Source organism: Bacillus sp. SSR7 (genome assembly GCF_055902415.1).
Genome location: NZ_JBVVXV010000025.1, coordinates 1 through 20,138 on the forward strand (window position 1 = coordinate 1; position 20,138 = coordinate 20,138).

Annotated in this window: 24 protein-coding genes; 23 read left to right on the forward strand and 1 reads right to left on the reverse strand. The window is 35.5% G+C overall.

Annotation, left to right across the window (positions count from 1 at the left end):
* Positions 1-242 precede the first annotated feature (242 nt).
* The 9 genes from AC0NJG_RS27210 to rsmI all read left to right on the forward strand — a co-directional run bounded on the left by AC0NJG_RS27210 (position 243) and on the right by rsmI (position 6,743).
* Positions 243-422: a sigma factor G inhibitor Gin gene (locus AC0NJG_RS27210; RefSeq protein WP_000842028.1), complete on the forward strand. Its 180-nt coding sequence runs from the start codon at positions 243-245 to the stop codon at positions 420-422.
* Between the two features lie 72 nt (positions 423-494).
* Positions 495-1,916 carry an aminotransferase class I/II-fold pyridoxal phosphate-dependent enzyme gene (locus AC0NJG_RS27215; RefSeq protein ID WP_087951395.1) on the forward strand — a complete coding sequence of 474 codons (1,422 nt, stop codon included), beginning with the start codon at positions 495-497 and terminating at the stop codon, positions 1,914-1,916.
* 1 nt (position 1,917) lies between these two features.
* Complete coding sequence (tmk, locus tag AC0NJG_RS27220) at positions 1,918-2,544, forward strand: dTMP kinase (RefSeq protein WP_087951394.1); 627 nt, start codon at positions 1,918-1,920, stop codon at positions 2,542-2,544.
* A gap of 35 nt (positions 2,545-2,579) precedes the next feature.
* Positions 2,580-3,563: a DNA polymerase III subunit delta' gene (gene holB / locus AC0NJG_RS27225; protein WP_087951393.1), complete on the forward strand. Its 984-nt coding sequence runs from the start codon at positions 2,580-2,582 to the stop codon at positions 3,561-3,563.
* Between the two features lie 5 nt (positions 3,564-3,568).
* A complete protein-coding gene (locus AC0NJG_RS27230; protein ID WP_000272429.1) occupies positions 3,569-4,396 on the forward strand; it encodes a PSP1 domain-containing protein in 828 nt (275 codons plus the stop codon).
* Between the two features lie 14 nt (positions 4,397-4,410).
* Positions 4,411-4,761 (forward strand): DNA replication initiation control protein YabA, encoded by a 351-nt coding sequence (gene yabA / locus AC0NJG_RS27235; protein ID WP_000412056.1) that lies wholly within the window; start codon positions 4,411-4,413, stop codon positions 4,759-4,761.
* A 120-nt stretch (positions 4,762-4,881) separates the two neighbouring features.
* On the forward strand, positions 4,882-5,622 hold the full coding sequence (locus AC0NJG_RS27240) for a tRNA1(Val) (adenine(37)-N6)-methyltransferase (RefSeq protein WP_087951392.1): 741 nt from the start codon (positions 4,882-4,884) through the stop codon (positions 5,620-5,622).
* A complete protein-coding gene (locus AC0NJG_RS27245) occupies positions 5,609-5,899 on the forward strand; it encodes a GIY-YIG nuclease family protein (protein WP_048526382.1) in 291 nt (96 codons plus the stop codon). The genes AC0NJG_RS27240 and AC0NJG_RS27245 overlap by 14 nt, the downstream gene beginning before the upstream one ends.
* The gene (gene rsmI, locus AC0NJG_RS27250) at positions 5,868-6,743 is read left to right on the forward strand and encodes a 16S rRNA (cytidine(1402)-2'-O)-methyltransferase (RefSeq protein ID WP_048552623.1); all 876 of its coding nucleotides are present in this window, start codon (positions 5,868-5,870) and stop codon (positions 6,741-6,743) included. The genes AC0NJG_RS27245 and rsmI overlap by 32 nt, the downstream gene beginning before the upstream one ends.
* A gap of 20 nt (positions 6,744-6,763) precedes the next feature.
* Here rsmI and AC0NJG_RS27255 read toward each other — a convergent pair whose 3' ends face one another.
* On the reverse strand, positions 6,764-7,048 hold the full coding sequence (locus AC0NJG_RS27255) for an AbrB/MazE/SpoVT family DNA-binding domain-containing protein (protein WP_000843036.1): 285 nt from the start codon (positions 7,046-7,048) through the stop codon (positions 6,764-6,766).
* 517 nt (positions 7,049-7,565) lie between these two features.
* Here AC0NJG_RS27255 and metG point away from each other — a divergent pair.
* From metG to pth, 14 genes are all read left to right on the forward strand, one after another.
* Positions 7,566-9,548, forward strand: coding sequence for a methionine--tRNA ligase (metG, locus tag AC0NJG_RS27260; protein WP_087997345.1), 1,983 nt, complete (start codon positions 7,566-7,568; stop codon positions 9,546-9,548).
* Between the two features lie 166 nt (positions 9,549-9,714).
* Positions 9,715-10,482, forward strand: a complete 768-nt coding sequence (locus tag AC0NJG_RS27265) for a TatD family hydrolase (RefSeq protein ID WP_087951390.1) — start codon at positions 9,715-9,717, stop codon at positions 10,480-10,482.
* A 214-nt stretch (positions 10,483-10,696) separates the two neighbouring features.
* Positions 10,697-11,254, forward strand: a complete 558-nt coding sequence (gene rnmV / locus AC0NJG_RS27270) for a ribonuclease M5 (RefSeq protein WP_000692830.1) — start codon at positions 10,697-10,699, stop codon at positions 11,252-11,254.
* Positions 11,251-12,129, forward strand: coding sequence for a 16S rRNA (adenine(1518)-N(6)/adenine(1519)-N(6))-dimethyltransferase RsmA (rsmA, locus tag AC0NJG_RS27275; RefSeq protein ID WP_000651552.1), 879 nt, complete (start codon positions 11,251-11,253; stop codon positions 12,127-12,129). Before rnmV ends, rsmA begins: the two co-directional genes overlap by 4 nt.
* Before the next feature lie 110 nt (positions 12,130-12,239).
* On the forward strand, positions 12,240-13,103 hold the full coding sequence (yabG, locus tag AC0NJG_RS27280) for a sporulation peptidase YabG (protein WP_000242870.1): 864 nt from the start codon (positions 12,240-12,242) through the stop codon (positions 13,101-13,103).
* A 238-nt stretch (positions 13,104-13,341) separates the two neighbouring features.
* Positions 13,342-13,602, forward strand: a complete 261-nt coding sequence (gene veg, locus AC0NJG_RS27285) for a biofilm formation stimulator Veg (protein WP_000044349.1) — start codon at positions 13,342-13,344, stop codon at positions 13,600-13,602.
* Between the two features lie 91 nt (positions 13,603-13,693).
* Entirely contained in the window at positions 13,694-13,873 is a 180-nt protein-coding gene (sspF, locus tag AC0NJG_RS27290; RefSeq protein WP_001985066.1) for an acid-soluble spore protein SspF, read from the forward strand.
* A gap of 196 nt (positions 13,874-14,069) precedes the next feature.
* Positions 14,070-14,939 carry a 4-(cytidine 5'-diphospho)-2-C-methyl-D-erythritol kinase gene (gene ispE, locus AC0NJG_RS27295; protein WP_000772099.1) on the forward strand — a complete coding sequence of 290 codons (870 nt, stop codon included), beginning with the start codon at positions 14,070-14,072 and terminating at the stop codon, positions 14,937-14,939.
* A 54-nt stretch (positions 14,940-14,993) separates the two neighbouring features.
* The gene (gene purR, locus AC0NJG_RS27300) at positions 14,994-15,842 is read left to right on the forward strand and encodes a pur operon repressor (protein ID WP_000702473.1); all 849 of its coding nucleotides are present in this window, start codon (positions 14,994-14,996) and stop codon (positions 15,840-15,842) included.
* Positions 15,843-15,964: 122 nt separating this feature from the next.
* Entirely contained in the window at positions 15,965-16,339 is a 375-nt protein-coding gene (locus AC0NJG_RS27305) for a RidA family protein (protein ID WP_000869808.1), read from the forward strand.
* A gap of 152 nt (positions 16,340-16,491) precedes the next feature.
* Positions 16,492-16,785: a septation regulator SpoVG gene (gene spoVG / locus AC0NJG_RS27310; RefSeq protein WP_000454041.1), complete on the forward strand. Its 294-nt coding sequence runs from the start codon at positions 16,492-16,494 to the stop codon at positions 16,783-16,785.
* A gap of 323 nt (positions 16,786-17,108) precedes the next feature.
* Positions 17,109-18,488, forward strand: coding sequence for a bifunctional UDP-N-acetylglucosamine diphosphorylase/glucosamine-1-phosphate N-acetyltransferase GlmU (gene glmU / locus AC0NJG_RS27315; protein WP_087951389.1), 1,380 nt, complete (start codon positions 17,109-17,111; stop codon positions 18,486-18,488).
* Between the two features lie 18 nt (positions 18,489-18,506).
* Positions 18,507-19,460 (forward strand): ribose-phosphate diphosphokinase, encoded by a 954-nt coding sequence (locus AC0NJG_RS27320; protein ID WP_000107420.1) that lies wholly within the window; start codon positions 18,507-18,509, stop codon positions 19,458-19,460.
* Between the two features lie 72 nt (positions 19,461-19,532).
* Positions 19,533-20,093 carry an aminoacyl-tRNA hydrolase gene (pth, locus tag AC0NJG_RS27325; protein ID WP_001979768.1) on the forward strand — a complete coding sequence of 187 codons (561 nt, stop codon included), beginning with the start codon at positions 19,533-19,535 and terminating at the stop codon, positions 20,091-20,093.
* Positions 20,094-20,138: the final 45 nt, after the last annotated feature.

A 20,138-nucleotide genomic window follows, 5' to 3' on the forward strand; every position in this document is an offset into this window, starting at 1 on the left:
CGCCGATGGTAGTTGGGACCTTGTCCCTGTGAGAGTAGGACGTCGCCAAGCAACTAAAAACACAAGTCTTTTGACTTGTGTTTTTTTTGTGTTTTCAAACAGTATGCAAAAAGAAGTAATGGTAATACAAACACGTTGCCCAAGGATGAATCATATTATATAAGAAATCGATGTATATTTTTCTGTAAATTGTTAAGGAATAGAAGTATAAAATATGTCCATTTAAATAGGGAGGGAAAGATATGAAATCACAAAACGAAGTTTGTATTGTTTGTGAGACAGAAAGAAAAGAAGGGATATATGTTTATAATAATTTAATATGTTATGAATGTGAAAAGGACATGGTGAATACAGAAACAAATGATCCGAAGTATATATATTATTTAAAACAGCTTCGGAAATTAGAAGTATCATATTTTTAAATAGGCATATGCCTATTATTTTTTTTGTTCTGTATAATAGATAAAGAATGAAATAATAAGGAAGAGATATAGATGAATCAAAATCGCATACCTTTATATGAAGCATTAATAGAGTTTAAAGAAAGACGGCCGTTATCCTTTCATGTTCCAGGTCATAAAAATGGTTTAAACTTTCCTCAGGGGGCAGTAGAGGAGTTTAAAGATATACTATCTATCGATGTAACTGAGTTATCAGGGTTAGATGATTTACATAGTCCGTTTGAATGTATAGATGAGGCACAACAATTATTAGCTGATGTATATGAAGTGGAAAAAAGTTATTTTTTAATTAATGGTTCAACAGTCGGGAACTTAGCAATGATTTTGTCTTGCTGTAGGGAACATGATATTGTTCTTGTACAAAGAAATTGTCATAAATCAATTATTAATGGTTTAAAATTAGCAGGAGCAAATCCAATTTTTTTAGATCCATGGATTGATGAAGCTTATAACGTACCCGTGGGAATTCATAATGAAATTATTAAGGAAGCAATTGAAAAATATCCAAATGCGAAAGCACTTATTTTAACACATCCTAATTATTATGGTATGGGGATGGATTTAGAGGCAAGCATTGCTTATGCACATGCACATAAAATTCCTGTGTTAGTAGATGAAGCGCATGGAGCTCATTTTTGTTTAGGTGGGGCATTTCCAAAGTCAGCTTTAGCATATGGTGCAGATATTGTAGTTCATTCCGCACATAAAACATTACCTGCGATGACGATGGGATCCTATTTACATATAAATAGCCGCTTAGTGAAAGAAGAAAAAGTTTCTACTTATTTAAGTATGCTACAATCTAGTAGTCCATCGTATCCAATTATGGCTTCTCTTGATATTGCACGCTTTACGATAGCACGTATAAAAGAAAAGGGACATGATGAAATTGTCGAGTTTTTACGGGAATTTAAAGAAGAATTGAGTGCTATTCCACAAATAGCTATTTTACAATATCCATTACAAGACGAGCTAAAAGTTACCGTACAGACGCGTTGTCAGTTATCAGGATACGAATTACAGTCTGTATTAGAAAAGGTTGGTATATATACCGAAATGGCAGATCCATATAATGTCTTATTTATTTTGCCTTTGCAAGTAAATAAGAAGTATATGAAGGCTATAGAGATGATCCGGGTGGCATTGCAATCTTATGAGGTGAAAGACAAGACGGAATCTATTCGTTATACTTATAAAGGAGAAATTTCTCCTTTACCGTATACATATAAACAACTGGAAGGATATGAAACAAAAGTAGTATCTGTAGAAGAAGCAGTTGGGATGATAGCGGCGGAAATGGTAATTCCATATCCACCTGGTATTCCATTGATTATGTATGGGGAAAGAATTACTTCAGAACATAAAGAGCAAATTATGCATTTAGAGGGAGCAGGCGCTCGTTTTCAAGGTAGCACGAAATATATGAAAGTGTATGATATAGAAAGTAGGTTTTAGGATGAAGGGATTATTTGTAACAATTGAGGGGCCAGAAGGTTCGGGTAAAACAACGTTAATTCAAGGTTTATTGCCACACTTTGAACAAAAGGAACAAAAGGTAATGGCGACGAGAGAACCAGGTGGTATTGCAATTTCTGAGGATATTAGAACGATTTTACATAAGCAAGAATATACGATGATGGAAGCACGTACAGAGGCACTTCTATATGCCGCTGCACGTAGACAACATTTAGTGGAAAAAGTTATGCCGGCACTTAATGAGGATTACCTTGTATTATGTGATCGTTTTATAGATAGCTCTTTAGCGTATCAAGGCTATGCAAGAGGATTAGGTATGGATAAAGTATTTGAAATCAATCGTTTCGCAACAGAAGACTGCATGCCTAGTTTAACAATTTACCTAGACATTGAACCCGAGGTTGGTTTAGCTCGAATTGCAAAAGATGCAGGACGTGAAGTGAATCGGTTAGATATGGAAGATATCACTTTCCATAAACGTGTGCGTGAAGGGTATTTACAAGTTGTAGAACGATTCTCGGATCGTATTGTATTAGTAAATGCTGATCAACCAATGGAAAAACTTATAGAAGAAGTTATTCAAGTTATAGAAGATAAATTGTTATAATAGAAGGAAAGAATGAAATAAGTGAGGTATGCATTATGACGAAGACGTGGGAGCAGCTTTCTGCTATACAACCCATCGGTGTAAAAATGTTGATGAATAGCATCGCAAAAGAGCGTATATCCCACGCTTACTTGTTAGAGGGAGGGAAAGGGACAGGAAAGTTTGCGACAGCAATTCAAATGGCAAAGAGTTTCCTCTGTTCTCAGCGTAATGGGGTAGAGCCTTGTCATGTATGTACAAATTGTAAGCGAATTGATTCAGGTAACCACCCAAACTTACATATTGTAAAACCAGACGGATTATCTATTAAGAAGCAGCAAATTCATGATTTACAAGAAGAGTTTTCAAAAACAGGATTAGAAGCAAATAAAAAAGTATATGTTATTGAGCACGCAGACCGTATGACAGCAAATGCGGCGAATACACTGTTGAAATTTTTAGAAGAACCAAGTAGTGATACAACAGCTATTTTACTTACTGAACAAAGTCATCAAATTTTAAATACGATTTTATCTCGTTGTCAAGTTGTTACATTTAGACCTTTACCTACGGAATCTTTAATTAGAAGATTACAGGATGAAGGTGTTACAGCATCTTTATCGACACTTGCTGCACAACTCACAAATAGTTTTGATGAAGCTTTAGCTTTATGTAGTGATGAATGGTTTGCACAAGCACGAGCTTTAGTGATAAAATTATGTGAAGCGCTCGAAAAAGATAAAGCCTCTATTTTTTTTGTACAAGAAAAATGGGGAAAACACTTTGGAGAGAAAGAACAATTACAGCAAGGTTTAGATATGTTACTCCTTATTTATAAGGATTTATTATATGTTCAACTTGGAGAAGAAGATCGTCTTGTTTTTCATGAGCAGAAAGAGATGTTTGAATCTTTCTCCTACGCTCAGAAGCGCATTGTATCAGCTCTCTTTAATATATTAGAGGCAAAAAATAGAATCAACGCTAATGTAAATGCGCAGCTTGTGTTCGAACAGTTAGTGTTGCGGTTGCAGGAGGGATGACCGTTTTGTATGATGTAGTAGGTGTTCGCTTTAAGAAGGCCGGAAAGGTGTATTACTTTGATCCGAATCAGTTCGATATCTCTGAAAATGAGTTTGTAATTGTAGAAACGGTAAGAGGTATTGAATACGGAAAAGTAGTTATTACCAAAAAGCAAGTTGATGAAAACGACGTTGTATTACCGCTAAAAAAGGTTATTCGTATTGCAAATGAAAATGATCGTACCATTGTTGAAGAGAACAAACATGCCGCAAAAGAAGCATATCAAGTTTGTCAGCAAAAGGTAGTAGAACATAATCTTGATATGAAACTTGTAGATGTAGAGTATACGTTCGATCGCAATAAAATTATTTTCTACTTTACTGCGGATGGTCGGATTGATTTCCGCGAACTAGTGAAGGACTTAGCAGCAATTTTTAGGACAAGAATTGAACTAAGACAAATTGGTGTTCGTGATGAAGCGAAGATGCTTGGTGGTATTGGTCCATGTGGTCGTATGCTTTGTTGTTCTACTTTTTTAGGGGATTTTGAACCTGTATCTATTAAGATGGCAAAGGATCAAAATTTATCATTAAATCCTGCAAAAATCTCTGGTTTATGTGGTCGCTTAATGTGTTGCTTAAAATATGAGAATGATGAATATGAGGCAGCAAAGGAACAACTTCCTGATTTAGATCAACGTATACAAACCCCGCATGGTACTGGCCGTGTTATCGGATTAAATATTTTAGAAAGATTAATTCAAGTGGAACTAGTAGACAAGGAACGGATAGTAGAATATACGTTAGATGAGTTAGTGAATAAAGGGGTCGTTTCGAGTCAAACCACAGATTAATGAGGTGGGTGCTTGTGGAGAAAAAAGATATTTTTGCATCGGTTTCTAGTATGGAAGAGCAAATTGGACATTTATACAAACAGTTGGGAGAACTAAAACAACATCTTGCAGAGTTACTGGAAGAAAACCAACATATAAAAATGGAAAATGAAAATTTGCGACACCGCTTTGAAGAAGTGCAGATTAAAGAAAAACAAAAAACTCAAAAACGTAAAGAAGTGAAGCCGAAGACAGATATTGGTGAAGGCTACGATAATTTAGCAAGACTATATCAAGAAGGTTTTCATATTTGTAATCTGCATTATGGAAGTGTACGTAAAGAGGGAGATTGTTTATTCTGCCTGTCATTTTTAAATAAAAAGTGAAATTACCTTTCCAATGATAATTGGAAAGGTAATTTTTTATACATGAGAGTAGAATGAAATATGTTTTTTATTAGTTGAAGATGAAATAGGGTAGGTTAAGTGTAAGAAAAGGAGTAACATATGAATTTATATGAAGATGAACGTTTAGATTACTTATTAGCGCAAGATTTGAAGATTATACAAAGTCCATCGGTATTTAATTTCTCGTTAGATGCTGTTTTACTTGCAGATTTTGCCTGGGTACCAATTCAAAAAGGTAATTTACTTGATTTGTGTACAGGTAATGCAGTTGTGCCCCTTCTATTAAGTACAAGAACGAAAGGGAATATTACTGGTGTAGAAATTCAAGAACGCTTATATGATATGGGAAGAAGAAGTGTCCAATACAATAAGTTGGAAGAAAGAATTCACTTAATACACGGGGATTTGAAAGATATGCCGGAGAAACTTGGGCGTCATCAATATGATGTTGTCACATGTAATCCGCCTTATTTCCAAACACCTGCAACTTCTGAAAAAAATATGAATGAACATTTAGCGATAGCTCGTCATGAAATTATGTGTACACTAGAGGATGTTGTATCTGCAAGTAGTCAGCTAGTAAAACAAGGCGGGAAAGTAGCATTTGTACATCGTCCAGGTCGTTTATTAGATATTGTTACATTAATGCGTAAATACAAAATTGAACCGAAGCGTGTACGATTTGTGTATCCTAAGGCAGGGAAAGAAGCGAATACATTGTTAATTGAAGGAATTAAGGATGGAAATGCCGATTTGAAAATATTGCCACCCCTTTTTGTATATGAAGAAAATAATGAATATACAAAGGAGATTCGTTCTATTTTATATGGAGAAGAATAAGCATTGTTTTTATGTAGTAGAGTGCTCTGATGGAAGTTATTATGCTGGATATACAAATCATATAGAAAAGCGAATTGAGACCCATAATGGCGGAAAAGGGGCTAAGTATACGCGTGCTAGACTTCCTGTTGTTTTAAAATACGTAGAATTTCATGAAGATAAGCGTACAGCTATGCAAGCAGAGTATTATTTTAAGCAATTAAATAGAAAACAAAAAGAAGAATATATGCAAAAAGGAGAACGCTATGTGGCAACAAAAAAGCTTTCAACAAAATGAAAAGGGAGTTTTATATTTAGTACCAACTCCTATTGGAAATTTAGAAGATATGACATTTCGTGCAATCCGAATTTTAAAAGAAGCTGATTTAATTGCTGCTGAAGATACGAGACAAACGAAAAAACTTTGTAATTATTTTGAAATTGAGACGCCTGTGATGAGTTACCACGAGCATAATAAGGAAGTAAGTGGAAAGAAAATATTAGAGAAGCTAGACGAGGGGAAAACTGTAGCACTTGTTAGTGATGCTGGTATGCCGTGTATTTCCGATCCAGGTTACGATATTGTTGTAGAGGCTGTAACAGAACAGTATCATGTAATCCCGCTTCCTGGGGCAAATGCAGCCCTTACAGCATTAATTGCATCAGGTCTTGAAACAAAACAGTTTTATTTCTATGGATTTTTACAAAGAAATAAAAAAGAAAGAAAAATGGAGTTAGAGAAGCTTCGTTATGTACAAACTACAATGATGTTTTATGAAGCGCCTCACCGCTTGGATGATACTTTAATCTCGATGCAAGAAGTATTGGGAAATAGAGAAATTGTATTATGTCGAGAGTTAACGAAAAAATTCGAGGAATTTATTCGTGGAACAGTTGAAGAAGCAATTGAGTGGACGAAACAAAATGAAGTTCGTGGTGAGTTTTGTATTTTAGTAGCTGGTTCAACGGAAGAACCTGCTCCAGAGGAACAATGGTGGGAATCTATTTCGGTATATGACCATATTGAACATTATATAAACGAAAAAGGTATGAATTCAAAAGAGGCGATAAAAACAGTTGCTAAAGATCGAGATTTGTCGAAACGCGATGTATATCAAATCTATCATGTCGATAAAAAATAAGCTTCTCATAATTGAGAAGCTTATTTTGCTGTTTCGATATAATCTTGAAGCTCGTTTAAGATTTGCTCAGCGCCTTCTTTGCTTAAGATAATTTTACCTTCAGCTAAAGATAGGTTACCATCAGATACTTCACCAGTTACTTGGCAAGTCATGTTTGGCTTATATTTTTTTAAGATGATTTTCTCGTCATCAACATAGATTTCAAGAGCATCCTTTTCTGCAATACCTAAAGTACGGCGTAATTCGATTGGAATTACTACACGACCTAATTCATCAACTTTACGAACGATACCAGTAGATTTCATAATTCTTTTCCTCCTAAAGAAATAGTTTATAAGTTTCGAGTCTATTTTTAGATTCGTCATTTTTCGACAAAATACCCTATGGACATATGATACCAATCATTTACATTTCCGTCAATTCTTTAATTCTATATTTTTTAAAAAGATTTATAGATTTCTTACTTCTTATATATAATAGAATGGGAGTAATTTCTACTATTATTTCATTTTATTTTCAGAAAAGTTTTTAAATTTTGAGTAGAGATTGTATATTTTCTTGAAATATGAGTAATAGATGATAAATATACTAATCATTAACTCGTTTTTATCACGTATTAACAAGCAATAAGATTCTAAATTTAAAGTTCATCCGGAGCAAAGAAGTTAAGTGGGGATCAACTGCCCATAAAAGTCCGATTGGTTCAACTAATAATCAGTGGGGGATGAAGAAAACCCCCACTGATTAAAGTTTCACTTTATATATAAGTTTTTGATATACTATTTATAAATACATATGAGGTTATCCGGGAGGTCCAAAACAATGACAGAGGAAAACAAATCCTTTTATATTACTACCCCAATTTATTATCCAAGTGGAAAATTACACATTGGACATGCTTATACAACAGTAGCAGGAGATGCGATGGCACGATATAAGCGTATGCAAGGATATAATGTTCATTATTTAACAGGAACTGATGAGCATGGACAGAAGATCCAAAAGAAAGCAGAAGAATTAAATGTTACACCACAAGCATATGTGGATAACATCGTTGCAGGAATTAAAGAACTTTGGAAGAAGATGGATATCTCTTATGATGATTTTATTCGTACAACGGAAGATCGTCATAAAGATGTTGTTGAAAAAATCTTCAAGCAACTAGTAGATCAAGGCGATATTTACCTTGATGAATATGAAGGTTGGTATTCTGTACAAGATGAGACATTCTATACGGAGCACCAATTAGTAGATCCAATTATGGAAGGTGACAAAGTAGTTGGAGGAAAAAGTCCAGATAGTGGTCATGATGTAGAGCTTGTTCGTGAAGAATCTTATTTCTTTAGAATGGGTAAATACGTAGACAGACTATTAAAATTCTATGAAGAGAATCCACATTTCATTCAGCCAGAGTCTCGTAAGAATGAAATGATTAATAACTTCATTAAACCAGGCTTAGAAGATTTAGCAGTTTCTCGTACTTCATTTGACTGGGGAGTTCGTGTTCCAGGTAACCCGAAACACGTTATTTACGTATGGGTTGACGCGTTATCTAACTATATTACAGCATTAGGTTATGGAACAGAAAATGAAGAGATGTATAAGAAATTCTGGCCAGCAGATGTGCATTTAGTTGGAAAAGAAATCGTTCGTTTCCATACAATTTATTGGCCGATCATTTTAATGGCATTAGATTTACCTCTTCCGAAAAAAGTATTTGCTCATGGTTGGATTTTAATGAAGGATGGAAAGATGAGTAAGTCAAAAGGTAACGTAGTAGATCCAGTTACATTAATCGATCGTTACGGATTAGATGCATTACGTTATTACTTACTTCGTGAAGTTCCGTTCGGATCTGATGGCGTATTCACACCAGAAGGATTTGTGGAGCGTATTAATTTCGATTTAGCAAATGACTTAGGTAACTTATTAAATCGTACAGTAGCTATGATTGATAAATACTTTAACGGAGAAATCCCTGCATTTAAAGCAAATGTAACGGAATTTGATGAAACGTTAGTAGCGTTTGCACAGGATACATTGAAAAAAGTAGAAGAAGCAATGGAGAATATGGAATTCTCTGTAGCTCTAAGCTCAATTTGGCAATTGGTTAGCCGTACGAATAAATATATTGATGAAACACAACCGTGGGTATTAGCAAAAGATGAGAATGATCGTGAAAAGTTAGCTTCTGTAATGGCTCATTTAGCAGAAGTACTTCGCCAAACAGGTATTATGCTTATGCCATTCTTAACAGTAGCACCAAGCAAAATGTTTGCTCAGCTTGGCCTTACTGAAGAAGCACATACATCTTGGGAAAGCCTGTCTACAATTGGATGCATTCCAGCTGGAACAAAAGTAGAAAAAGGAAACCCGATTTTCCCTCGTTTAGAAATGGAAGTAGAGGTAGCGTACATTAAAGAACAAATGAAAGCCTCTGCTCCTAAAGTAGAAGAGAAAAAAGAAGAAGAACCGAAGGCAGAAGAAATTACAATTGATGATTTCTTTAAAGTAGAATTACGCGTAGCTGAAGTACTATCTGCTGAACCTGTGAAAAAAGCAGACAAGTTGTTAAAAATTCAACTAGACTTAGGCACAGAAAAACGTCAAGTTGTTTCTGGAATTGCAAAATTCTATTCGCCAGAAGATCTAAAAGGTAAAAAAGTTATTTGTGTAACAAACTTAAAACCTGTAAAATTACGCGGTGAATTGTCACAAGGTATGATTTTAGCGGGTGAAGAGAATGGCGTATTGTCATTAGCATCAATCGACCAAAATCTACCAAACGGTACAAAAATTAAGTAATTAAGACAAGAAAAGAGATGTTTCACGTGTAACATGTGTGAAGCGTCTTTTTTCTTTTTACACTCTCAATTTTTGCATTAAGATTGTAGTATTGTTATCGTTAAGTTATAAAAGAGCTTATTTGCGTAGAATAAATTTGATTTCAATATAAAAGGAGTTATGTATGATGTTGTTTGATACACATTCACATTTGAATGCAGAGCAATTTGAAGAAGACTTGCAAGAAGTGATTGCCCGAATGAAAGAAGCGGGTGTTACTTATACAGTTGTTGTTGGTTTTGATGAAGTAACGATAAAAAAGGCGATTGAATTAGCTGAAGCCTATGATTTTATTTATGCTGCGGTTGGATGGCACCCAGTTGATGCAATTGACATGACAGAAGAGCATTTAGCTTGGTTAGAAGAACTTGCTTCTCATCCTAAAGTCGTTGCACTTGGAGAGATGGGCTTAGATTATCACTGGGATAAGTCTCCAAAAGAAATACAGAAAGAAGTATTCCGTAAACAAATTGCATTAGCGAAAAAAGTAAAATTGCCGATTATTATACATAACCGCGATGCAACCCAAGATATTGTGGATATTCTAGAAGAAGAGAATGCAGCTGAAGTAGGAGGCATTATGCATTGTTTTAGCGGTAGCGTAGAGGTAGCAGAGCGATGTGTTGATATGAACTTTTTAATTTCGTTAGGTGGACCAGTTACATTTAAAAACGCTAAGAAACCGAAAGAAGTTGCTACGGAGATTCCATTAGAGAAATTATTAATAGAGACGGATTGTCCGTATTTAACACCGCATCCATTTCGCGGAAAACGAAATGAACCAAGTTATGTAAAACTCGTAGCAGAAGAAATTGCGAACTTAAAAGGAATTTCTTATGAAGAAGTAGCGGAAATGACAACGAAAAATGCAAAAGCTTTATTTGGCGTTGAATAAAAGAGTGGGAGAACCCATTCTTTTTTTACTTTTGTGAAAAAATAGCAGGCGTGACAGAGAAGATAAGGGCGAATGAGTAAGTGGTACAATAAGGAGAGAGAACAAAGTTTTGGACATTCTATTTTTTAAAATGTAAGAATGGGGAAAATAATAATGGAAAAGTCGTCATTTTTTTGTTTTACTAAGTAGAGACGAAACGAGTGTGGAGGCAAGCATGAAAATTAAAGAGATTATCGTTGTAGAAGGTAAAGATGATACAGTTGCGATTAAGCGTGCTGTTGATGCGGATACAATTGAAACGAACGGTTCAGCAATCGGTGATCATGTTATTGAACAAGTTAAATTGGCGCTGCAAAAACGAGGCGTTATTATTTTTACAGATCCGGATTATCCTGGAGAGCGTATTCGGAAAATTATTTCTGATAAGGTGCCCGGATGTAAACATGCGTTTTTACCGAAGGAAGAAGCACTTGCTAAGAGGAAAAAAGGTGTCGGAATTGAACATGCTTCTAATGAATCAATTCGCCGTGCTTTAGAGAATATACATGAAGAAATGGAAGCTTACACAAGTGAAATCAGTTGGAGCGATCTAGTCGATGCAGGTTTAGTGGGCGGAGAAATGGCAAAGAGTCGCAGAGAAAGAATGGGTAAGCTATTAAAGATTGGTTATACAAACGCAAAACAGTTACATAAACGTTTACAAATGTTTCAAGTTTCAAAAGAATCATTTGCAGAAGCTTATAAGCAAGTCATACAGGAGGAAAGAAAATGAAGGATATCGCAACGCCAAATCGTACGAAAGATATTGTTGAAAAGTATGGATTTTCATTCAAAAAAAGTTTAGGACAAAATTTTTTAATTGATACGAATGTATTAAATCGTATCGTTGATCACGCTGAAATTGGTTCAGAAAGTGGTGCAATTGAAATTGGACCAGGTATCGGTGCATTAACAGAACAATTAGCGAAGCGTGCTAAAAAAGTAGTGGCTTTTGAAATTGATCAAAGGTTATTACCGATTTTAGATGAGACGTTAGCTCCATATGGCAACGTTACAGTTATCAATAAAGATGTACTAAAGGCAGATGTACATGAGGTGTTTAGTGAGCAATTTGAAGAAGGGCAAGATGTAATGGTAGTAGCTAACTTACCATACTATATTACGACGCCAATTTTATTTAAATTGCTGGAAGAGAAATTACCGGTTCGTGGATTCGTTGTTATGATGCAAAAAGAAGTTGGGGATCGTTTAGCGGCTAAGCCTGGAACGAAAGAGTATGGTTCTTTATCCATTGCTATTCAGTATTATACAGAGGTAGAAACAGTTATGACTGTACCGCGTACAGTGTTTGTGCCACAACCAAATGTTGATTCTGCAATTATCCGCCTCTTAAAGCGTCCGAAACCAGTGGTAGAAGTAACAGATGAGACATTCTTCTTTGAAGTAGTACGAGCAAGTTTCGCACAGCGTCGTAAAACTTTAATGAATAATTTATCAAATAATTTAAATGGTTTCCCGAAAGATAAAGAGCTGTTGGATCGGATTTTAACAGAAGTAGGAATTGATCCAAAACGAAGAGGTGAAACGCTATCTATCGAAGAGTTTGCGACATTAAGTAATGCATTAGTTCTTCATAAGTTATCATAAGAGTACAAAAGGGACAGTTCAATTTGAACTGTCCCTTTTGTCACCATTCTCCTCCTAAATTCATACTTTAAAAACAGGTAAGATGGCCTAACGAGTTTGGAGGTAGGAGAATGGTTTTACATGTTGGAGAATTAGTGGAACGATATTCTCATAATAGGGATATCCTTTTTCGTATTATAGAAATAAAAGGCGAGATAGCTATATTGTTTGGAGAGGAAATTAGATTAGTGGCAGATGCGCCACTTGAGGATTTAATTAGTATAGATCAACGAGAACATAAAAAGAGAGCGAAGCGTGAGAAAGAAACAATGGAGCGCACGTATCGTTTGTTTCAACAAGATTACGTATTAATGAAACAAAGGCATGAACACACTTCAACTGGTGGATATACAAGTGAAGTGAATTATTTTCAAATGCCAGGGCGTGTATTACACATAGATGGAGACCCGTTATATTTGCGCAAGTGCCTAGATTTATATAATAAAATTGGTGTTCCTGTACAAGGTATTCATTGTAAAGAAACGGAGATGCATGAAAAGGTAGTAGATTTAATAGACCATTTTCGTCCGGACATTTTAGTTATTACAGGGCACGATGCATATACAAAATCCAAAGGCGTGAAGGGAGATTTAGCAGCATATAGGCATTCAAGGCATTTTGTACAGGCTGTTCGAGAAGTACGAAAAAAATATCCATCGTTGGATCAACTCGTTATTTTTGCTGGGGCATGTCAATCACACTTTGAAGCATTAATTCGAGCAGGCGCTAATTTTGCTAGTTCCCCATCTAGAATTAATATTCACGCACTAGACCCTGTATATGTGGTTGGTAAAATTAGTTTTACGTCATTTATGGAGCGAGTCAATGTATGGGATGTTGTACGTAATACGATTACTGGTGAAAAGGGACTTGGCGGGATTGAGACGAGAGGAATTTTACGAACTGGATTACCTTTTCAACATTACGAAGAATAAGCAAGGTACATATGTATCTTGCTTTTTTGTATGGAGAGGATTTAAATCAGTTTGGATAAAAAGAGACAAGAACGCACAGACTACATAATGATACTTTTACAATATAGTATTTCTTCTATCTATTCGAACGCATGATGCTTTTATAATGATATTGTCTGTGAGTTGCGGTTAATAATTGGGATAGATATATCGTGTTTTAAGTGTTCAATCTAAATTACAGCGAGGTGTAACGAAGTATATGTCAAAACGTTTAGATGAAATTAAAAGCGAATTAGATCACCATCTTGGACAGAGACTGATGTTAAAGGCGAACAGTGGGAGAAGAAAAACTGTAGAACAATCAGGTGTACTTGCAGAAACGTACCGTTCTGTTTTTGTTGTACAACTGGATCAACAAGAAGATGCGTTACAACGTGTATCGTATAGCTATGCGGATGTTTTAACAGAGACAGTAGAGTTAACATTTTATGGTGAACCTCATAATGAAGTGATTTTATAATTCATGTATCGTTACATATATTCCCACAAATGAAAAGCTATATTATTTTGCATACTAATTATACCGTAGCAAAATAAGGAGGGACTCTGCATTGAGTAGACGAAGAGGTGTCATGTCAAATCAATTTAAAGAAGAGCTTGCAAAAGAGCTAGGCTTTTATGATGTTGTTCAGAAAGAAGGATGGGGCGGAATTCGTGCGAAAGATGCTGGTAACATGGTGAAACGTGCTATAGAAATTGCAGAACAGCAATTAATGAAACAAAACCAGTAGTTGTAAGATACTTTCTATGCTACGGTAGCCGAGGAGTGATTCCTCGGCTTTTTGTACTATAAAAGGTGCCATCATTTTACATAAGTAGTTTCATTCTGAATGCTTTTCGTTATAATTAGGGAAGTGTCATCGTCTTACTATAAATTTATGGTAAAATAAACGATAAAAGATTGAGTACATAGAGTGGGTGAATAGATTGAAGCTACTAGTGAAAGCACCAGCAAAGATTAATCTGTCGTTAGATGTACTGGGAAAAAGACAAGACGGATATCATGAAGTGAAAATGATTATGACAACAATTGATTTAGCGGATCGTTTAGAACTAATGGAATTAGCAGAAGACCGTATTGAAATTTTATCCCATAATCGGTATGTCCCAGACGACCAAAGAAATCTGGCTTATCAAGCAGCGAGGTTATTAAAAGAGAAATTTAATGTGAAAAAAGGTGTATCTATTACTATTGAAAAAACGATTCCAGTAGCAGCTGGATTAGCGGGTGGAAGTAGTGATGCAGCAGCTACATTACGTGGCCTTAATAAATTATGGAATTTAGGGCTTACAATTGATCAGTTAGCAGAGCTTGGCGCAGAAATTGGGTCAGATGTATCGTTTTGCGTATATGGTGGGACAGCAATTGCCACTGGAAGAGGAGAACAGATTGAGCACATAAAAACTCCACCTTCTTGTTGGGTTATTTTAGCAAAACCCCATATTGGTGTATCTACTGCTGATGTGTATGGAAATTTAAAGTTAAATCGGGTTACACATCCAAATGTAGATAAAATGGTGGATGTCATAAATGCTGGAGACTACAAAGGGATTTGTGATACTGTTGGTAACGTTTTAGAAGATGTAACGTTTGCGATGCATCCTGAAGTTGCACGTATTAAGGCACAGATGAAGCGATTTGGAGCAGATGCTGTATTAATGAGTGGTAGTGGTCCAACCGTATTCGGTCTGGTGCACCATGATTCGCGAATGCATCGTATATATAACGGATTAAAAGGATTTTGTGAACAAGTATACGCAGTACGTTTATTAGGAGAGCGAGAAACGCTTGAATAAAGACGTATAATACGTTATGATTTGTTTAGAATATTCGTGATTTGAGGTGAGAGTATGAAAATTAGACGAAGTACAAGATTAGTCGATATGACTTATTACTTGTTACAAAACCCTCGTCAGCTAGTTTCTCTCACTTTTTTTGCTGAAAGGTATCAATCAGCTAAGTCTTCTATTAGTGAAGATTTAGTTATTATTAAGCAAACGTTTGAACAACAAGGGGTCGGCACATTGCAAACGATACCAGGAGCAGCAGGAGGAGTGAAATATATACCATATATAAGTGAAGAAGAGGCAGATCTAATTATTGGTGAGCTTTGTAGCTTATTCGAAAATCCAGATCGTATTTTGCCTGGTGGTTACTTATATATGACAGATCTTTTAAGTAATCCTCGTCATATTAATGGCGCAGGTCGTTTGTTTGCTTCTGTTTTTGCTAGGCAACCAATTGATGCAGTTATGACGGTCGCAACGAAGGGTATTCCACTTGCATATGCAGTGGCGAACTATTTAGATGTACCGGTAGTGATTGCAAGAAAAGATAATAAGGTAACAGAAGGACCCACTGTTAGTATTAACTATGTATCAGGTTCTTCTAAGCGAATTCAAACAATGACGTTAGCAAAGCGTAGCCTTCCAGAAGGATCAAATGTTTTAATTATTGATGACTTCATGAAAGCTGGCGGGACAATTCAAGGTATGATGAGTATGTTAGAAGAGTTTAAGGCTAATGTTGTTGGTATTGGTGTATTAGTAGAGTCCACGGATATTGAAGAAAGACTAATTAATAACTTTGTATCATTGATTCGTCTATCAGAAGTTGATGTGAAAGAAAAAGCGATTCAAGTGGAAAAGGGAAATTATTCACTGGCACCATTTGATGAAGGGCTTGTAGAGGCTGAGTAAAAAGATAAAGCAAATAGCTTTATCTTTTTTTATTCTATTTATAAATTATAAAATAGATGGACAAACTGCTTTTCGTGCACTATTTTTAAAGAGTAAAAATAAATAATAAAAGGGTGAAAAGTATGAAAGTTGTTCAAACAAACAATGCACCACAAGCAATTGGACCATATTCACAAGGGATTATTGTAAATAATATGTTTTACAGTTCAGGACAAATTCCGTTAACTGCAAGTGGAGAGCTTGTAGCAGGAGACGTAACAGTACAAACAGAGCAAGTATTTCAAAATTTACAAGCAGTATTAGAAGAAGCAGGTGCTTCATTTGATACGGTAGTAAAAACAACGGTATTCTTAAAAGATATGGATGATTTTAATGCTGTTAATGAAGTATATGGATCTTATTTCTCTGCTCATAAGCCAGCTCGTTCTTGTGTACAAGTAGCAAAATTACCGAAAGATGTTTCAGTTGAAATCGAAGTAATTGCCCTAGTTAAGTAATTCTTTGTAAGCGATAACCTCTACTAATCTCTATATTCAATTACATTAAAAATTTTTATCTTAAAAATTTTTAAAAAATTAAAGGGAAAATAGAAATTTTGTGGAATTTATACAAATATATCGCTTATTTAGAAAAGGGTGGTGAACACAAGATGGAAGTGACTGACGTAAGATTACGCCGCGTAAACACAGAAGGCCGCATGAGAGCAATTGCCTCTATTACTCTAGACCATGAATTTGTTGTTCATGATATTCGTGTAATTGATGGTAATAATGGATTATTTGTAGCAATGCCAAGTAAACGTACTCCAGATGGAGAATTCCGTGACATTGCACATCCAATTAATTCTGGTACACGCTCTAAAATTCAAGATGCGGTTTTAACAGAGTATCATCGTTTAGGCGAGTTAGAAGAGGTTGAGTTTGAAGAAGCAGGTGCTTCGTAAAATTCGAATGAAAAGGGCTTTTTAGAGAAAGCTCTATAATTTTGTAACAAACTCCTGTAAGCATTTACAGGGGTTTGTTTTTTTGTGGTTATATACATTCCTATGTTCTGAAAATTCTAAATTCAATAAAGTGAAGAGATAAACTTCTAATTTTTTCAAAATCATTTTAAATAGTATAGCTTATTTCTTAAAAAAGATACTAAAGAGTAAAACATCTTATAAGAATTATGGTAAAATTTAATAGTTAAAATGTGTTTCTTGAAATATATGATGATTTAGGATAATATCGTTAATGGATAAATAGGTTGCGATGGAGGGTCTATATGTCAAACAGATTTGCAGTGATTCTAGCGGCAGGTAAAGGCACACGTATGAAGTCTAAGCTATACAAAGTGCTTCATCCTGTATGTGGAAAACCTATGGTACAACATGTTGTCGATCAAGTATCTCAATTAGGATTGCAGAAACTTGTAACAGTCGTAGGACATGGTGCTGAAATGGTACAAGAACAGCTAGGAAACGTAAGTGAGTTTGCATTACAAGCAGAACAACTTGGTACAGCACATGCTGTAGATCAAGCTGCAAGTGTACTTGCAAACGAAGAAGGAACAACTTTAGTTATTTGTGGTGATACGCCGCTAATAACTGCTGAAACGATGGAAGCATTACTTCAGCAACATAAAGAAGCAGGGGCAATGGCAACGGTATTAACAGCTTACATAGAAGAACCTGCTGGATATGGTCGTATCGTTCGTAATGAGAATGGTCATGTTGAAAAGATTGTTGAGCATAAGGATGCAAATGAGAAAGAATTAGCTATTAAAGAAATCAATACAGGTACGTATTGTTTTGATAATAAAGCTTTATTCGCTTCACTTTCTAAAGTTTCAAATGATAACGTACAAGGTGAATATTACCTGCCAGATGTTATTGAGATTTTAAAAAATGAAGGTCATATTGTATCAGCTTATCAAACAGAGCACTTCGATGAAACGTTAGGTGTTAACGACAGAGTCGCTCTATCGCAAGCGGAAATTATTATGAAAAACCGTATCAACCGAAAGAACATGGTAAATGGTGTTACTATTATTGATCCAAGTAACACGTATATTTCTGCTGATGCAATTATCGGTAGTGATACAGTTCTTCATCCAGGAACAATTATTGAGGGGAACACTGTAATTGGTTCTGATTGTGAGATTGGACCGCATACAGTAATTCGCGATAGTGAAATTGGAGATCGTACGATAATTCGTCAATCTACTGTACATGATAGTAAGCTTGGTACAGAAGTATCGGTTGGCCCATTTGCACATATTCGCCCAGATTCAGTTATTGGAGATGAAGTACGCGTTGGAAACTTCGTGGAAATCAAAAAAACTGTTTTTGGTAATAGAAGTAAAGCTTCACACTTAAGTTATATCGGGGATGCACAAGTTGGAGAAGACGTGAATCTTGGTTGTGGTTCAATTACGGTGAACTATGACGGTAAGAATAAATTCAAAACTGTGATTGGTAACGGGGTATTTATTGGATGTAATTCAAACCTTGTTGCTCCTGTAACAGTTGAAGATGGTGCTTATGTAGCAGCAGGCTCTACAATTACAGAGAATGTTCCATCAAAAGCATTATCTGTAGCACGTGCACGTCAAGTTAACAAAGAAGACTATGTTGATCAATTGCTGAATAAGAAAAAATCATAATGTGGAGGGTTAATCTAGATGTCGACTCAATATCTAAATTCTAATTTGAAAGTATTCTCTTTAAACTCTAATAAGGAACTTGCTGAGCAAATTGCAAAGCACATTGGAGTAGGACTAGGAAAATGTTCTGTTGATCGTTTTAGTGATGGAGAAGTTCAAATTAACATTGAAGAAAGTATCCGTGGTTGCGATGTATTCATTATTCAATCTACAAGCTTCCCAGTAAACGAACATATCATGGAATTACTTATTATGATCGATGCATTAAAGCGTGCATCTGCAAAAACAATTAATATTGTTATTCCTTACTATGGTTATGCGCGTCAAGACCGTAAAGCGCGTTCTCGTGAACCAATTACATCGAAACTTGTAGCAAACTTGCTTGAAACAGCAGGTGCAACTCGTGTAATCACTCTAGATTTACATGCTCCACAAATTCAAGGGTTCTTTGATATCCCAATCGACCACCTAATGGGTGTACCGATTCTTTCAGATTACTTTGAAACAAAAGGTCTTAAAGATATCGTAATCGTGTCACCTGACCACGGTGGAGTAACTCGTGCTAGAAAAATGGCAGATCGCCTAAAAGCACCAATCGCTATTATTGATAAGCGTCGTCCTCGTCCGAACGTATCTGAGGTAATGAACATTATCGGTAATATTGAAGGTAAAACAGCAATTTTAATTGATGACATCATTGATACAGCTGGTACAATTACATTAGCAGCAAACGCTCTTGTTGAGAACGGTGCTTCTGAAGTATATGCTTGCTGTACACACCCAGTATTATCTGGTCCAGCAATTGAGCGTATCCAAAACTCAAATATTAAAGAGTTAGTTGTAACGAACTCTATCGTATTACCAGAAGAGAAGAAAATCGACAAAGTACATGAACTTTCAGTTGCTCCACTAATCGGAGAAGCAATCATTCGTGTATATGAAGAAGAATCTGTAAGTGTATTATTCAATTAATTGGATAGAATGAGACGTAACCAAGATTGGTTACGTCTTTTCGTATCGAAAAAAGAAAGTAGTGGTACAAGAATGAAATTGATAGTAGGACTTGGGAACCCGGGTAGAGAATATGAATTAACAAGGCATAATATTGGATTTATGGCGATTGATGAACTTGCAAAGCGTTGGAATATTTCTTTGAACGAACAAAAGTTTAAAGGAGTATTTGGTGCAGGATTTGTTAATGGAGAAAAAGTAATCTTATTAAAGCCACTTACATATATGAATTTATCTGGGGAAAGTATTCGTCCGCTAATGGATTACTATAAAATTGATGTAGAGGACTTCGTTGTTCTGTACGATGATTTAGACATCCCTGTAGGTAAATTACGCCTTCGTATGAAAGGCAGTGCGGGTGGACATAATGGTGTGAAATCAACAATTTCACATTTAGGAACACAAGAGTTTCAACGTATCCGCATGGGAATCGATCGTCCGAAAAATGGAATGAAGGTAGTAGATTACGTATTAGGACGTTTTACTTCAGAAGAGATTCCTGATGTAAATCATTCTATTGAAAAAGCAGCAGATGCATGTGAAGAATGGTTAAATAAACCTTTTCTTCAAATTATGAATACTTTCAATAGTTAAGGGTACGATTGGGAATATTTTATTTTGTTTTTACCCATACTAGCA